10 protein-coding genes are annotated in these 16,546 nt (G+C 60.4%); 1 reads left to right on the top strand and 9 read right to left on the bottom strand.

Annotated features, from left to right (window positions below; genetic code table 11):
* The 3 genes from JF616_22395 to JF616_22385 all read right to left on the bottom strand — a co-directional run.
* Positions 1-590: GTP-binding protein (locus JF616_22395; protein MBW8890512.1), on the bottom strand; the 590-nt coding region annotated here is incomplete at its 3' end.
* Between the two features lie 127 nt (positions 591-717).
* Positions 718-2,655, bottom strand: coding sequence for a GTP-binding protein (locus JF616_22390; protein ID MBW8890511.1), 1,938 nt, complete (start codon positions 2,653-2,655; stop codon positions 718-720).
* 69 nt (positions 2,656-2,724) lie between these two features.
* Positions 2,725-3,318, bottom strand: a complete 594-nt coding sequence (locus JF616_22385) for a hypothetical protein (GenBank protein ID MBW8890510.1) — start codon at positions 3,316-3,318, stop codon at positions 2,725-2,727.
* A gap of 230 nt (positions 3,319-3,548) precedes the next feature.
* Between JF616_22385 and JF616_22380 the strand changes: the two genes are divergently transcribed.
* Positions 3,549-4,214: a tetratricopeptide repeat protein gene (locus tag JF616_22380; GenBank protein ID MBW8890509.1), complete on the top strand. Its 666-nt coding sequence runs from the start codon at positions 3,549-3,551 to the stop codon at positions 4,212-4,214.
* Here JF616_22380 and JF616_22375 read toward each other — a convergent pair.
* The 6 genes from JF616_22375 to rpoB all read right to left on the bottom strand — a co-directional run.
* Complete coding sequence (locus tag JF616_22375; GenBank protein ID MBW8890508.1) at positions 4,183-4,917, bottom strand: hypothetical protein; 735 nt, start codon at positions 4,915-4,917, stop codon at positions 4,183-4,185. The genes JF616_22380 and JF616_22375 overlap by 32 nt on opposite strands.
* 80 nt (positions 4,918-4,997) lie before the next feature.
* Complete coding sequence (locus JF616_22370) at positions 4,998-7,136, bottom strand: VCBS repeat-containing protein (protein ID MBW8890507.1); 2,139 nt, start codon at positions 7,134-7,136, stop codon at positions 4,998-5,000.
* 630 nt (positions 7,137-7,766) lie between these two features.
* Positions 7,767-8,243, bottom strand: coding sequence for a 30S ribosomal protein S7 (rpsG, locus tag JF616_22365; GenBank protein ID MBW8890506.1), 477 nt, complete (start codon positions 8,241-8,243; stop codon positions 7,767-7,769).
* 29 nt (positions 8,244-8,272) lie between these two features.
* Positions 8,273-8,683: a 30S ribosomal protein S12 gene (locus JF616_22360; GenBank protein ID MBW8890505.1), complete on the bottom strand. Its 411-nt coding sequence runs from the start codon at positions 8,681-8,683 to the stop codon at positions 8,273-8,275.
* Between the two features lie 136 nt (positions 8,684-8,819).
* The gene (rpoC, locus tag JF616_22355) at positions 8,820-12,932 is read right to left on the bottom strand and encodes a DNA-directed RNA polymerase subunit beta' (GenBank protein MBW8890504.1); all 4,113 of its coding nucleotides are present in this window, start codon (positions 12,930-12,932) and stop codon (positions 8,820-8,822) included.
* A partial coding sequence (gene rpoB / locus JF616_22350) for a DNA-directed RNA polymerase subunit beta (GenBank protein MBW8890503.1) occupies positions 12,932-16,546 on the bottom strand: 3,615 nt, incomplete at its 5' end. The genes rpoB and rpoC, both read right to left, overlap by 1 nt.

The following is a 16,546-nucleotide window of genomic DNA, read 5'->3' as shown; positions in this document are numbered from 1 at the left end:
GCTTCCATCAGCTTCAGGATGGCGGGTTCGCCCAAGGGACCCATGTCGCCGGCGAGGGCCTTGACGGCGCTGCCCTGGATGATGGGGATATCGTCGCCGGGGAACTCGTACTTCTTGAGAAGATCGCGGATTTCCATTTCGACGAGCTCCAAGAGCTCGGCGTCTTCGACCATGTCCACCTTGTTCATGAACACGACGATGTAGGGTACGCCTACCTGACGGGCGAGCAGGATGTGCTCGCGGGTCTGGGGCATGGGCCCGTCGGCGGCGGAGACCACCAGGATGGCGCCATCCATTTGGGCGGCGCCGGTGACCATGTTCTTGACGTAGTCGGCGTGCCCGGGGCAGTCGACGTGGGCGTAATGGCGGTTCTTGGTCTCGTACTCGACGTGCGAGGTATTGATGGTGATGCCGCGTTCGCGCTCTTCGGGAGCGTTGTCGATTTCACCGTAGCTCTTGGCGACGGCGCCGCCGGACTTTGCCAAAACGGTGGTGATGGCGGCGGTCAGGGATGTCTTGCCATGGTCCACGTGGCCGATGGTGCCGACGTTCACGTGGGGCTTATTCCGGTTGAATTTTTCTTTCGCCATAATACAGCTCCACTTGCTCTCTTGAGTCGTTTGTCTCGGACCGGGTTATCCTTGCGGAACCTCGGCCCGGTTTCCTTCTCTGTCGAAGGGATGTCCCGGTCGGTAGGATTGGACTTCGGCCTAAGCCTCAGTTCGTGCGCTTCGCTCCGTATTTCTCGAAGGTCAGCACGTAAACACCCAATCCTTTCGATAAGGAGCGGAGTAAAGTAGTATAGCCGAACGTGTTTGCCAAGGGTATCTCAAGAAGGATTATCGAGTTATAGCCATCGGAGTCCAACTTGCGGATGATCCCGCCTCGCGCGGCCAGGTCCGCTAGCACCAACCCGCAAAATTCGTCAGGAATGATGATTTCCAGCCGCATGATCGGTTCCAGAACCTCGAGCTGGGCGCAGGAAAGGTGCAATTTCAGGCAATCGGTGAAGCATTTGGCCAAAAGCGGCAGAGGGACCGGGTCGCTGGAGCCCGTAAGCCCGGTGATCCGGCAACCCAAGCCGGCGATGGACCCGATTCCGCAAACCCCTTCGGAGCAAAAGCTGGAAAAAACCGATTCGATCACCTCGCGGTAGGCCGGCGATACGGGGATGCCGTAGGTGAGGCTATTGGCTTCTTCCGGAAGCGGCGCGAGGTCGGCCGTGATCCGGATCTCCGCTCCCATGCCGATGGCGGCGTTGGCCAGCCCCTTCTGCGCGGCCTTGAGCTTTTCCAGGTAGCGTACGTTGGGCGCGCCGATCTTGATGTCGCATTTGTGATCTTTTTTCAGTCGTTTGCAGAATACGTCCAATTGCAGCTCGCCTACGGTGCTGATCAGCCAACCGCCGGTGCCCGGGTCCGGCGCGATGGCGATGGACGGCTCGGTTTCGGCCAGCGTTTTCAGGGTTTTATCCACGTAGGCGTAATCGTCGGCGTTGACCAACTCGATGCGCGATTGCAATAAAGGACGATATTTCTTGGTCAGGATGGACGGCGCGGCGGCATCGGCCTGGCCATTCGGCAGGAGCATTTGGCCCATGCGGTAATGCTGCGGCGATTGCAGGGCGATCACGTCGCCGGGCCGGATTTGGGACAGATCCTTGATTTCCTCCAAGGATTCGGCGAAGACGCGGAAGCAGCGGGTGCCTGGCAGGGTTTTAAGGCCGTCGGGATCGAAAATCTTGGCTAGGAAGATTTTCCCGATATCCTGGTAATGGCGGATCTTGATGATGAATCCGATCGCGCCGTGGGACGGGGCGCTGGACGGGGGCAAAAGCAGATTGATGCCGTTCATCAATTGCCGGATGCCCACGTTCTTGAGGGCCGAGCCCATGTAGACCGGGATATGCCCGCCCTTTCGCATGGCGAGCTTGAGGCCGGCCACCAGCTTGTCGCTGGGAATTTCCTCGCCCGCCAGCCAAGCAGAGGCGATGCCGTCGTCGAATTGGGAGGCCACGTCGATCAGGTCTTGGCGCGCTTTGGCGTATGCTTCCGCCAGCAAGGCGGGCACCTCGCCCTTGATCAGCTTCCGGGGGTTTTCCACCGAGCGGTAGAGGGCCAATTGGTTGAGCACGTCGATGACGCCGTCCAGCTCGGGCAGGTACACGGGTAACGTCAAGGCTACGGGCTTGACCCGGAACATCACCTCGATTTGCTCCATCACCTTACGGTAGTCGGCGCCCGTCAGATCGAGCTTGTTGATGAAGAGCAGGGCCTGATTCTTGTTCGCCCTGACCTTCTCCCAGGCTTCCAGGCTTTGCGATTCGATGCCGCTCACCCCCGATAGCACGAGGATGACCCCCTCCACGGCTTGTAGGGCGAAATCCACCTCCACCCCGAAGTCCACATGGCCGGGGGTATCCACGAAGGTGACGCGGGTCCCCTTCCATTGGTAGCTGGCGATGCCCGCCTCGATGGTGATGCCGCGCTTCCGCTCCTCTTCGAGGTAATCCATGGTGGCCAAGCCCTCATCCACCTCGCCAAGCCCGGGAATGGTCTCGCTGAAATACAGCAAACGTTCGGACACGGTGGTCTTGCCCGCATCCACGTGGGCGAGGATGGCGATGGAACGCGTGTCTTTAGGGGGAGTAGCCATGGTCGGATCCGGGGAAGCCCCGGAAGGAGTAATTATAGAATGTCCGGAAGGCCGACGCCCGTGGCAGGATTAAATCCGGTAGGAAACCACGAGCAGCGGCCAGAGGATGATCTTTCCCACGCCGGTGCCCGTGAATGGACGAAGCCCGGCGATGTCGGCGGCCAGCCTTTCTCCATGCAGCCTAAAGCCGTACCGTTCCCGATGCCCCAGATAACCGATCGCCCCATGCATCCCGAAGTACTCCTCGCCGTCCGATCCTTCGAAGCGTTTGCTGGCGATCAGGTTGGAGTTGGCGAAGATGCCCACATCGTCCGGAGGGCCATCGCCGAGAGGCTTGGTCAGGCTGCCCGTGATCGAAAGGGCCGCTCTGGATCCGTCGCTCCAAAGATTCCGTTTCAAACCGATGGTACCGACTTGGAGGCCGGGCAGAACCGGAAACAAGAAGCCGACCGAGAGGGCGGTGCGCTCCCCGGGGGAATAGCCGAAGGTTAGGAACAGCAATTCGAAATCGCGGAAGCTGAATGCCCCGGCGGGCGGTAGAAAGGCGGTGGGCATGAAGAACAAAGCCTGATCGGATGGATCGGCGGAGGATGGCGCGGCCCGCGCTTCGGCGGCTAATAATGACAATGCGATGCCGAGCCATTTGCCTAGCGAAGAGGGCATGTCTTTTTTCTCCTATCGCTTCCCGAGGATAGGACGATTCCGAACGGAAAAATGCGCCTGCGTCGCATGCTAAAGAGAGGCGAGGGTCCGGACATGCCCAAAATCCCAACGGCAGCCTGCGCGCGATGCGTTCACCATGTACCTTAGGGGCGGGCCGGCACTTATGCCGGTCCCTATCGCCCAAAGGCACCATGATCCTCCCGCCTTCCCCATCGGCCCTGAACCGCTTTATGGCATTCGCCCTGGGCGGATGCCTCGCATCCCTGATGACCGCGTGCAGCGTGCACCGCGACACGCCCGAGCGGAGCGCCAGCATCAACGATCTGGATTCCCTCCACCTGGTGGCCCAGCATAACGATTCGGTGGATGCCAATCTCATTTTCTACGAAGAAGCCTATACCTCGTACCGGGCGCGCTTCCCGGGCGTCGACAAGCCCGCCTTCATGGCCATCGCGAAGGGCAAGGATCAGGCCTTTTGCATCTTCCAACCCAATCCCGCGCGCACCTGCCTGGACGTGGGGAACAAGTTCAACGATTTGGGCCTCAAGGAGCCGGCGCGCGACGCGTATGAAGCGGGATTGCTTTCCGAGGGCGCCAATGACGGGAAGCTGAACATCCTCCTCTGGTCCAGCATGGCGCAATTGCATTTCGAAGCGAAGGAATACGATGAGGCCAAGACCTATCTGTCCAAGGTGCTGGAAGTGGAGCCCAAGAACAAATGGGCGAAGAAGCTGATCAGAGAGACGGCAAAGAAAAGCCCCCGGGGCTTACCCCGGTGGCTTTGGGATGGACGTTTCTGTTTCCAGAAGCGGGCGCTTCCGGGAGAGGAAGCAAGCGCCTCCGCCCGAACGGAAGCGGTGAGGGCTAACGGGGCGTTACCGTGCCTTTGCTTCTGATTTCCCTGCCCAGGATCGTGCCGGGAACTTCGGAGAAGCCGCGCACCCTATTGAGCCGCTTGTACTCCTTGAAGTTCTCGCCATCCACGTGCTCCAGGGCCTCGGAGCCCTGCCAGCGGTAGAAGCGCACCGACAATTTATCCAGGTCGGTATCGGCGAGGCTGGCCTGCGGGATCTTCACCACTACTTCCCCCTCTTCGGCGGATTGGAAATGATGGCCCTTCGGCCCTTGACCGGGCGAGGAGAAACCCCGCTCTTCGAAGGGATCGACGTGCGCTTGGATGCTCACCACGTTCGACCCTTTCGAGACTTCGGTGATGATCGGGCCGGCGGCCTCCTCGGAAACCAGCGGGTCCCCATCCACCTCGACCGCGCGCTCCAGGCGATAGCTCCCATCGGGCTTGATCTTGAAGACGCAATGGAGGTGCTTATGGCCGGAAGCCGCGGAGCTGGGCTTGACGGACGCCGCGGGCCGGCCCTGCGCGTCGTTCGCCTTTCCCTGCCGCTGGTATTCGGCCATGGGATCGGATTTGGAGGCCTGCTCCGGAGGGGTCATCCGACCGGGGCTGGCAGGCCCTTGCGGGGGATGGCCCGGGTCGCCGGGGGAAACGGTGTCGGCCCGCGAGGTCGTCGCGTAGGCCAGGCCTAGCCCCACTACCGAGGCGAGGCCGAGGCGCCGGAAATTGCGTTGCATGGATTTCATAGGCTTTCCTTCTTTGATATTCGTTTGCGTATCCTGGTTCGTTTCGGTTCGCATGTCTTGCCGTCCTTTCCCTTCCGCCATCACGGGAAATCATCCGACCAGGGGGCCGAGTCGTAGAGCGCGGTATAGATCCAATGGAAGTACAGGCGGTCCAGGGTGAAGCCGGGGTTGGTGTACCGGATCATTCCGAACCATTCCGAATTGTGGATATAGAGATCGGATTTCCCCGCGGCGCCTTCGTAGCGCGCGGGCTGGAGGATATCGACGCTACCCAGGTTCCAGCCACCCACCCAGTCGGCCACCCAATTGGCCGAAAGCGCAGTCCCGCTGGAAATCATCGCGCCGAGGTATTCAGTGCCCCAATTGGAAGTGTTGAATACGTAGAGATCGGCTTTGCCATCCTTGTTCGCGTCCCCGACGTAGAACTGATCGCCCGAGGTAATGGACCAACCCGGGGTGGAGTTGCTGCTGGACCAATACTCATTGGTGTTGGCTAGGTTGGTGGCGGATGACTTCAGCATGGCCAGGTAAGAGGTTCCGCCCCAATCGTATCCGCTGTTCCACACGAAAAGATCGGCCTTCTTATCGCCATCGAAATCGCCGACGTACAATTGATCCACCGATCCCATGGTCCAGCCCGGAAGGGAATTGGTGAATACCTTCACGACCGTGAAGTTCGTCCCGGTGGACTTGAGCATGCCGACGTATTTCGAGCCGCCCCAGTCGTAATAGTTCTGGACGTAAATGTCGGTCTTGCCGTCGCCGTCGAAGTCTCCCAACAGGAAGCGGTCATTGCCGCCCATGGTCCAGCCCGACCAGGAATTGCTTTGGTTCATGGCCATGGTCAAACCGGTACCGCTGCTCGTGAACATGCCGACGCGATTGCCGCTGATGAAGGCCTGCAACAGGAGATCCGCCTTCTTATCGCCATTGAAATCCCCCACGTAGACCCGGTCATAGGGGTTCAAGTTCCAGGTGCCGATGGTAGTAGAGTACACCTTGATGCATTGGTAGCCCGTCCCCGTGGATTTCAGCAATCCCACCTTATGCGTGGGTTGGCTCAAGCCCGTGATCACGTACAAATCGGTCTTGCCATCGCCGTCGAAATCGCCGGGATAGAACGAGTCGTCGGAGCTGATGGTCCAGGTCGCGCCGCCCGTGCCGGCCGGGATGGTGTGGTTGTACACGCCGACCAGGCCCAAGGTATTGGGCGCGGTCCCGGTTGCTTGGTACAGGTGGAGCTCCTGGCTGGTCTTGAGCACGATGTCTTCCTTGCCGTCACCGCTAAAATCGGCGTACAGCGGATTATCGAAGGTCTGGTTCAAATCCGGGTAGAGCAGCTTCTTGATATGGGTATAGCAGACCGGGCAGTAGTTCGGGGAATTGGAATTCATGCGGCAATTGGAAACCGGCCGGTAGATCTGGGAATCCTTGGTGCCGCAACCCGGGAAGGCGCCCACCGAGCGGGTCGCATCCATGGTCCCGCCGAAGGTGGTGGGCAAGGCAGTGGCCGGATCGATGAAACGCTTCCAGTATGTGGTCGCGCGATTCAGGTCGGTCGTGCAATTCACGCCGTTGATCGACCCGCCCGTATAAGGCCCTCCGCCGGTATACTCGTCCATGAGCCCGCCGATGCCGTGACCCATCTCATGCGCGACCACGGACCAGTCGATGCCGCGCGGCACCACCAGGCGCCCGTTACCGCCGCAACCGCCGTAGTTGGGATTGTTCAGCAGGATGACGACGTAGTCGGCGTTTGGCACGTTGGCTGCGAGGGCATTCTGGATCAGGGTCTCGCTTTGGGCCGATGGCTCGACCCAGCAATGGGCCCAGGAGCCCGAGAAGATGTACTTGAGGGCCGTATTGCGCATCGTGGTCGAGAGGATCACGTCATCCGTCGGATCGGTGGACGTGCCTTTCTCATCGTAGACCCGCGTGCTCACCGTGCTGTCCACGGAGGTGAGGTTCACCCGGTAAACGTTGAAGGCGCTGGAGTTCTCTTGGTAGAAATCGTGGCCGAAAACCCCGTTGGAGATGAAGTTCGTTACGTCGGTGTTGTAGCGCGTTTGCTGAGCCGAATTGTATCCGTCGCCGATGATGGCGATGACCTTCTTTCCGGCATCCGCCCCATTGTCGATGATCTTGGTCTTGGCCGCTTGGGCTCCTGCCGATAGCATCAGCAGCGAGCCCCATAGCAGCGCGTTGGCTGGGTTTCTCATGCGCAACTTTCCCTTTCGTTGGAGGTTCAGAAGATTGGCACACATTGAAAAGGCCGAAGGAGTTTTCCCGGGCCCGAGGTTAAGATGTATGACTTGTTCGGGATGTAACGATTTCAGTGTTGCCAAAAAAGCAAAACCCCGAGGAACATCCCGGGGTTTCCGATCCTTCCGTTGTCGCCGTCACCACGTTTCAGTTGTTGACGTTCTTGCAATGCAGCCGGGGTTTACTAGGCTTGTTCACGTTCCGCTTACCGCTCGGGTCCGGAACCTTGCACCATGGCCGAATCCAACTAGCGTACGGCCTCGCCATCTTCCCCATCTGCACGGACATCTCCGCGTATTGGATGCGGATGGCCAGTTCGCGGAAAATATAACCAGTAAATGTGGTTCTTCGCTCCGATTCCCGATCGCGATCCGTCGGATACTTTTCATCCGCGGCGAGGAACGATCGCTTCGTTCGAATTTGGATCGCGCGTGCCGGTGAAGGGTGGATAACGCCGGATGGCCGGGCAGGCCGGAAAAGAAAAACCCCAGGTTGAACCCCGGGGTTTTCTTTATCCGATTTCGACGCTTCCGCCGATACGCGGAAGTCCGTTCACCACGGCAGGCGTATGGCGCCCGCGGTTGGTCTTACCACCTAAAGTGCGCGAAGGCCTTATTCGATTCCGCCATGCGGTGGATGTCCTGCTTTTTCTTGACCGCATTGCCTTCGTTGTTGAGGGCCTGGACCAATTCGGCGGACAGCCGGCGGGCCATGTCCTTCTCATTACGGCCTTGGGCCGATTCCTTCAGCCAGCGCAGCGCGAGGGCGGTGCGGCGGGTGGGATTCACTTCCACAGGGACCTGGTAGTTGGCTCCGCCCACGCGGCGGGACTTCACTTCCAAGGACGGCTTGATGTTGTTGAGCGCGTTCTTGAACAGGGTCAGCTCATCGTCCTCGCCGCCGATCTTCTTCTTGAATTCGACGAGGGCGGAGTAGACCAAGTCTTCGGCGATGGAGCGTTTGCCCTTGCTGACGACGACGTTCATGAACTGGGTGATCAAGGTGCTATTGAACTTGGGGTCACCGTAAATCTTACGCTTATCGGCTCTTTTTCTTCTAGACATCGTGTTCCTCTATATTCCTTGAGCCGTAATTATTTCTTGCCGCCCTTGGCGGGTGCGGCGGCGGCGCCGGCCTTGGGCTTCTTCACGCCGTACAGAGAACGGCTCTGCTTGCGGCCTTCGACGCCGGAGGTATCCAGCGTTCCGCGGATGATATGGTAGCGCACTCCGGGCACGTCCTTCACGCGGCCGCCGCGGATAAGGACGATGGAGTGCTCTTGCAGGTTATGGCCTTCACCCGGGATGTAGCAGGTGACTTCCATCTTATTGGAAAGCCGCACGCGGGCGATCTTCCGCAAGGCGGAGTTGGGCTTCTTCGGCGTGGTGGTGTACACGCGGGTGCAGACGCCGCGCTTTTGCGGGCTGCCCATCAAGGCCGGGGCCTTGCTCTTGGCGCTTTGCTTAATGCGCCCCTTGCGGATCAATTGGCTGATAGTCGGCACTGTTGGGACTTCTCCGTTTTTTTCTCGTGAGGTGGTGAAAGTTAGCTGAATATCTCGTGAACCGTCAAGGCGTTAGGCCGTTTCCCAGGGGAATTTGAGAAACCGGGAGCGGATTTCCGTCCGCTCCCGGCCCAAATCATGCCGCGCTGGGCTCCCCTTCCGCGGGCTGCATCGGGCCGTCGCCCGAACCCGCCGAGGCTTGGCCCACTTCGGCCAGCGCATGGGCTTCCTCGGACTCGGCGTCCAAGTCGCGGATGCGCAGGGCGTTCACCATGGGATTGCCGGTTCCCGAAGGGATCAGGCGGCCCATGATGACGTTTTCCTTCAGGCCTTCCAAGGTATCGATCTTGCCGGCGATGGCGGCGTTGGTCAAGACCTTGGTGGTTTCCTGGAAGGACGCGGCCGAAATGAAGCTGTCCGTCGCCAAGGAGGCCTTGGTGATGCCAAGCAACATCGGGCGGAAGCTGGCCGGGCGCAAGCCCTGGGCCTGCACGCGAGCGTTCTCCGCGCGAATCCTGGCCTTGGAGATTTCCTCCCCTTCCAAGAGCTCGGTGTCGTTGGGCTGTTCCACCGCCACCTTGCGCAACATCTGGCGGACGATGCACTCGATATGCTTGTCCGAGATGGTCACGCCCTGGAGGCGGTACACGGCCTGGATTTCTTCCACAAGGTAACGCTGCACGGCGGCGTCGCCGGCGATCTGCAGGATGTCATGCGGATCGATGGGGCCGTCGCACAGCTTGTCGCCCGAGCGCACGCGGTCGCCCGGATGCACCGTCACGTGCTTGCCGCGCGGGATCAGGTAGGATTCCTTCACCTCGCCGTCCTCGATCATGATGCGCTGCTGACCGCGTTCCACGTCCCCGAACTCGACGATGCCGTCGATGGCGGTGACCACGGCGGGAGCCTTCGGGCGGCGCGCCTCGAAGAGCTCGGCCACGCGGGGAAGACCGCCGGTGATGTCGCGGGTCTTGCCCGCGGCGCGCGCGATCTTCACGATGGCCTCGCCCGCATGGGCCGCGGCGCCGTCCTTGAACTGCAAGTAGGCGTTCTCGGGAACCGCGTAGCGGCCGAGCTTGGTCTTGCCGTCCTCGCTCATGATGACCACGTGCGGATGCAGCTTGGCGCGCTTGTCGCGGATGACGCGCAGGCGTTCCATGCCGGTGGTGTCATCGTACTCGGTGATGAAGGTAACGCCTTCTTTGAGTCCGTCGAACTCGACCTTGCCGGCCGACTTGGTGATGATCAGGATGTTGTACGGATCCCATTCGAACAGCAAGGTCCCGGCCTTGATCTTATCGCCGTCCTTCACTTTCAGGAGGGCGCCGTAGGGCACCACGTAGCGTACCTTGGTGATGCCGTGATCGTCCAGCAGGGACATTTCGCCCGAGCGGGAGACCACCACTTCTTCCCCTTTGCGGTTTGTGACGGTTTCCACGTCGCGGAGCGCGATCTTGGAATCCCACTTGGCCTTCTTCACCGATTCCGCGGTCATGCGCGAAGCCGCGCCGCCGATGTGGAAGGTGCGCAAGGTCAGCTGGGTGCCCGGCTCGCCGATGGACTGGGCGGCCATGACGCCTACGGCTTCGCCGATGTCGATCATGCGGCCGTTGGCCAGGTTTCGGCCGTAGCACTTGCCGCAGACGCCCTTGATGGCTTCGCAAGTCAGCACCGAGCGCACCTTGACGCTTTCGATGCCGGCCAGCTTGATCTTCTCGGCCATGACTTCGTCGAAGAGCTCGCCGGCATGGCTGATCACGTCGTCGCTGACGGGATGATAAACATCGTCGCATGCCACGCGGCCGAGGATCTTGTCGGACAGCGGGACGACCACGTCTTCGCCTTCCATCGTATCGGTCATATCGAGGCCGAGTACGGTGCCGCAATCCTCTTCGTTCACGACCACGTCCTGGGCCACGTCCACCAAGCGGCGGGTCAGGTAGCCGGCATCGGCCGTCTTCAAGGCCGTATCGGCCAGACCCTTACGGGCGCCGTGGGTGGAGATGAAGTACTCCAGCACGTTCAGGCCTTCGCGGAAGCAGGAGAGAATCGGGTTCTCGATGATTTCGTGCCCGGTGATCTTCTTCTGGGGCTTGGCCATCAGGCCGCGCATGCCCGAGAGCTGCTTGATCTGCTCGCGGGAACCGCGGGCGCCCGACACCGCCATCATGTACACGGGATTGAACCCGTCGCGGTCCTGGGACAGCTTTTCGTACACGAGGGTGGCCACGTCGTTGGTGGTATGCGACCACAAGTCGATGACCTGGTTATAGCGCTCGCCGTCGGTGATGACGCCGTTCTCGTACAGTTCCGAGACCTTGTCCACCTTGATTTTGGTGCCTTTGATCATCTCGTACTTCTCGGGCGGGATGATCATGTCGTTGATGGAAACGGTCATGCCGCCCTTGGTGGCCCACTTGAAGCCGGTCTCCTTGATGGCGTCCAGGAACAAGCAAGTCTTCTCGTTGCCGGCGATACGGAAATACCGATCGATGGTGGCCGAGATGGTCTTCTTGTCGAAGCTCTTGTTGATGAAGCCGAGTTCCTTGGGGATGACCTGGTTCAGGATGGCGCGGCCCACCGAGGTTTCGATGATCACGCCGTCCATCTTGATCTTGACCGGCACGTGGAGTTCCACGCCGCCCGCTTCCAGGCAGGCCACGGCTTCGTCCACGCTGGAGAACATCTTGCCGGCGCCCTTGCCCTTGGTCTTCATGGCCGTCAGGTAGTAGCAACCGAGCACGATATCCTGCGAGGGCACCGCGATGGGCTGGCCCGAGGCGGGATGCAGGATGTTGTTGGACGACATCATCAGGATGCGGCATTCCAGCTGCGCCTCGAAGGAGAGCGGCAAGTGGATGGCCATCTGATCGCCGTCGAAATCGGCGTTGAAGGCGGTACAGACCAGCGGATGCAGGCGGATGGCCTTGCCTTCCACCAGCTTGGGATAGAAAGCCTGGATGCCCAGACGATGCAAGGTGGGGGCGCGGTTCAGGAGGACGGGGTGATCTTCGATGATCTCCTCGAGAATGTCCCACACCTCGGGACGTTCCTTTTCCACGAACTTCTTGGCCGACTTCACGGTGTGCACGAAGCCCTTCTCTTCCAGCTTCTGGATGATGAAAGGCTTGTACAGCTCGAGGGCCATGGGCTTGGGCAGGCCGCACTGGTGGATCTTGAGATCCGGGCCCACCACGATCACGGAACGGCCGGAATAATCGACGCGCTTGCCCAGCAGGTTCTGGCGGAAGCGGCCCTGCTTGCCTTTCAGCAATTCGGACAGCGACTTCAGAGGACGGCGGTTTTCGCCCTTGACCGAGAAGGTGCGGCGGCCGTTGTCAAACAACACGTCCACCGCTTCCTGGAGCATGCGCTTTTCGTTGCGCAAGATGACTTCGGGAGCCTTGATGTCGATCAGCTTCTTCAACCGGTTGTTGCGGTTGATGACGCGGCGATACAGATCGTTCAGATCGGAGGTGGCGAAACGGCCGCCTTCCAGGGGAACGAGGGGGCGCAAGTCGGGCGGGATGACCGGCAGCACGTCCAGGACCATCCACTCGGGACGGTTCGGGCTCTTGCGGAAGGCTTCCACGACCTTGAGGCGCTTGAGCAGATCCTGCTTACGCTGGGAGCTGGTCTCGTCCTTGATGCGGCGGCGCATGTCGCCGGACAGGGTCTCGGGATTCAGCTCGGCGAGGAGCTGCTTAATGGCCGAAGCGCCCATCTTGGCGTCGAAATGGCGGCCTTCGTCCTCGAGATCGATGTACTCGTCTTCCGAAATGAGCTGGCCGAGCTTGAGGTCGGTGTCGCCCGGATCGAGGACGATGTAGGATTCATAATAGATGACGCGTTCGAGGTTGGTGACCGACATGCCGAGCAGGCTGCCAATGACCGACGGAAGCGACTTGAAGAACCAGATGTGCACGACGGGCACGGCCAATTCGATATGGCCCATGCGCTCGCGGCGCACCTTGGAATGGGTCACTTCCACGCCGCAACGGTCGCAAACCACGCCGCGATAGCGGATGCGCTTGTACTTACCGCACGAGCATTCCCAGTTCTTCACCGGTCCGAAAATGCGTTCGCAGAACAGACCATCCTTCTCGGGCTTGAACGACCGGTAGTTGATGGTCTCGGGCTTGGTGACTTCGCCATAGGACCAGCCGCGCACCACGTCGGGGGACGCGAGCTGGATGCTGATGGCTTCTTTGTCTTGGGCTTCGGAGGAGTTTTCGAAAAACTCGTTCATTATACCAGCTCCTCTTCTTCTTGCATGAACTTGACATCGAGGCAAAGCGCCTGCATTTCCTTGATCAACACGTTGAAGGACTCGGGCACGCCGGGACGCGGCGCGTTCTCGCCTTTGACGATGGACTCGTAGATCTTCGAGCGGCCCATGACGTCATCGGACTTGACCGTGAGCATTTCCTGCAGCGTATAGGCCGCGCCGTAGGCTTCCAGCGCCCACACTTCCATTTCGCCGAAGCGCTGGCCGCCGAACTGGCTCTTGCCGCCCAGCGGCTGCTGGGTGACCAGGGAGTACGGGCCGATGGAACGGGCGTGGATCTTGTCGTCCACCAAGTGGCCCAGCTTCAGCATGTACATGACGCCCACGCACACCTCGTTCATGAGGCGCTCGCCGGTACGGCCGTCGAACAGCACGGTCTTGCCGGATGGCGGCAGCTTGGCCTCCTTCAAGGCGACGATGATGTCCTCGTAGCTCGCGCCGTCGAAGACGGGGGTGGCGATCTTGATGCCGAGGGCTTGCGCCGCCCAGCCCAAATGCGTCTCCAAGACCTGTCCCACGTTCATACGCGAAGGCACGCCGAGGGGATTGAGCAGGATCTGCACCGGCTGGCCATTGGGCATGAAAGGCATATCTTCGACCGGAACGATCTTGGAAATGACGCCCTTATTGCCGTGGCGGCCCGCCATCTTATCGCCCACCGCGATGCGGCGCTTCTTGGCGATATAGATCTTGACCAGTTGCAGCACGCCGGGCTTCAGTTCGTCGCCGCGGATGATCTTGTCGATCTCCTTGTCCAGCTCGTCTTCCAGGCGGAAGATCATCTCGTTGGCGCTGTGCAGCACCTTCTCGGCCGTAGTGTTGGCCTTCTCGTCCGTGGTCAGCCCGTCGGGGATGTTCACGTCGGAGAAGTTGATCTTCTGTAGCACTTTGTCGTTGAACTTCTTGCCCTTGCCCTGGATCAGCTCGTTGGTCGATCCGTCGCGGATCTCCTGCGAGTCCTTGCCGTCCAAGAGCTCGAGCAGCTTCTTGTCGCGGGCCTGGGTGATCTCCTGGATGCGGGCGCTCATGGTCGCGCGCAACTCGTCGATCCGGTCCTTATCGCTCTTCTTGGTCTTCTTATCGCGTTCCTTGCGGGAGAACACGCGGGTTTCGACGACGATGCCCTTCATGCCCGGAGGAGCCTTCAGGGAGCTATCGCGAACGTCGCCGGCCTTCTCGCCGAAGATGGCGCGCAACAGGCGTTCTTCCGGGGAAAGCTCGGTCTCGCCTTTAGGCGTCACTTTTCCAACCAAGATGTCGCCCGCTTCCACTTCCGCGCCCACGCGGATGATGCCGCTCTCGTCCAGGTTCCGCAACGATTCTTCCGAAACGTTGGGGATTTCCCGCGTCAGCTCTTCCGGTCCGCGCTTGGTGTCGCGCACTTCCAGTTCGTACTCCTCGATATGGATCGAGGTGAAGGTGTCCTTCTTGGACAGCTCTTCGGAGATGATGATGGCATCTTCGTAGTTGTAGCCGTTCCAGGGAAGGAACCCGATCAGGATGTTCTTGCCCAAGGCCAGCTCGCCTTGCGACGTGCTGGAGCCGTCGGCGAGGACTTGGCCCTTCTTGACCGCGTCCCCCACGTTCACCAGCACGCGCTGGTTGATGCAGGAATCCTGGTTGGAACGTTCGAACTTGCGCAGCGTATAGGTATCGTACTCGGGCACGTCCAGGAAGTCGGTGACCAGCTTGCCCGCTTCTTCGCGCTTGACCACGATGGTGCGCGCGTCCACGGCATGGATCACGCCCGCATGGAGGGCCGTCACCATGGCGCCGGAATCGTAGGCGGCCTTGCCTTCCAGGCCGGTTCCCACGTAGGGGGAATCGGGGACAAGCAAAGGCACGGCCTGGCGCTGCATGTTGGAGCCCATCAAGGCGCGGTTGGCGTCATCATGTTCCAGGAACGGAATGAGGCCGGCGGCGATGGAGACCAGTTGCTTGGGGCTCACGTCCATGAGCTGCACCTGGTCGCGGGGCACCAGCGGGAATTCGCCCTGCTTACGCGCGATCACGAATTCGTTCACGAACTTATTCTTGGCGTCGATGATGGTCGAAGCGGGCGCCACGTAATAATCGTCTTCCTGATCGGCGGTGAGGTAGGTGACCTCGTCGGAGACCACGCCATTCTTCACCTTGCGGTAAGGGGTTTCGATGAAGCCGAACTGGTTCACCTTGGCATAGGCGGCCAAGGAGGAGATCAGGCCGATGTTCGGGCCTTCCGGCGTTTCGATCGGGCACAGGCGCCCGTAGTGGGAATGATGCACGTCGCGCACTTCGAAGCCGGCGCGTTCGCGGGTCAAGCCGCCCGGTCCCAAGGCCGACATGCGGCGCTTGTGGGTCAACTCGGCCAGCGGATTCATCTGATCCATGAACTGCGAGAGCTGGCTGCTGCCGAAGAACGTGGAGATGACCGTCGAAACCGTACGGGCGTTGACCAGATCCTGAGGGGTCAGTTCTTCCGTATCGCGCAGCGACAAACGCTCGCGGATCGTGCGCGCCATGCGGGTGAGGCCGAGGCTGAACTGGTTGCCCAGCAGCTCGCCCACCGACCGGACGCGGCGGTTGCCCAGATGATCGATATCGTCCAGGTAGCCTTCCTGAAGGAACAGGGAGACCAGGTAGCGCATGATAGCGATGAAATCGTCCTTGGTCATGACCATGGTGTCCATGGGGACCTTGAGCTTCAGGCGCGAGTTCATGCGGTAGCGGCCCACTTCGCCCAAGTCATAACGCTTGTCGTCGAAGAACAGGCGTTCGAGCAAGGTCCGGGCGGTGGCCACGTTGGGCGGATCTCCGGGGCGGATCAGGGAGTAGATGCGGAACAGGGCCTCTTCCTCGTTCGAGGTGGGATCGGCCGAAAGCGTGTTGTGCAGGACGGGATTGCTCTCCACGCCCTTGATGATCTTCACCTTCTTGAAGCCCAGCTCGCTGATTTTCTTGGCGAGCACGGGGGTGATGACGGTATTGGATTCGGCGATCATCTCGCCGGTGTCCTTGTCGACCAGGTCCTCGAAGAGCACCTTGTCCTCGAGGGAGGCGTATTCCTTGGTGACGGCCAGGTCTTCGGATTCGTAGAAAAGCTTGACCAGGTCCTGGTTGCGCGAAAATCCGATGGCGCGCAGGAGGATGGTGGCCGGGATCTTGCGGCGGCGATCGATGTTGATGTACATCGCCTCGTTCACGTCCACGAGGAACTCCACCCACGATCCGCGATACGGGATCACGCGCGCCTTGAGCAAGCGCTTGCCGTTGGGATGGGTCTCTTCGTCGAAGCTTACGCCGGGCGAGCGGTGCAACTGCGACACGATGACGCGTTCCGCGCCATTGATGATGAACGTGCCGTTCTGGGTGATGAGCGGGAGATCGCCGATGTACACGTCATTGGTGATCTTCTCGGTGAACTTGCGTTCTTCGCCTTCGCCCTCGAAGATGTTGAGGGAAAGGGTGGCCTTGAGGGGGGCGGCATAGGTCATGCCCCGCTTCTGGCACTCGATGAGGGAGTATTTGGGGACGCCCAGGGAATAGCCCTCGAATTCGAGGGAGTACATCTCCTTGATGTCCGTGATAGGAAAGAC

It is taken from the genome of Fibrobacterota bacterium (assembly GCA_019509785.1).
Taxonomy (GTDB): domain Bacteria; phylum Fibrobacterota; class Fibrobacteria; order UBA11236; family UBA11236; genus Chersky-265.
This window is presented reverse-complemented; position numbering and strand designations above follow the sequence as displayed.

Coding starts and splice junctions, on each gene's coding strand:
- JF616_22390 (MBW8890511.1), bottom strand. CDS start 2,655: ATGGCTACTCCCCCTAAAGACACGCGTTCCATCGCCATCCTCGCCCAC.
- JF616_22375 (MBW8890508.1), bottom strand. CDS start 4,917: ATGAAATCCATGCAACGCAATTTCCGGCGCCTCGGCCTCGCCTCGGTA.
- JF616_22380 (MBW8890509.1), top strand. CDS start 3,549: ATGGCATTCGCCCTGGGCGGATGCCTCGCATCCCTGATGACCGCGTGC.
- JF616_22385 (MBW8890510.1), bottom strand. CDS start 3,318: ATGCCCTCTTCGCTAGGCAAATGGCTCGGCATCGCATTGTCATTATTA.
- rpoC (MBW8890504.1), bottom strand. CDS start 12,932: ATGAACGAGTTTTTCGAAAACTCCTCCGAAGCCCAAGACAAAGAAGCC.
- rpsG (MBW8890506.1), bottom strand. CDS start 8,243: ATGTCTAGAAGAAAAAGAGCCGATAAGCGTAAGATTTACGGTGACCCC.
- JF616_22370 (MBW8890507.1), bottom strand. CDS start 7,136: ATGAGAAACCCAGCCAACGCGCTGCTATGGGGCTCGCTGCTGATGCTA.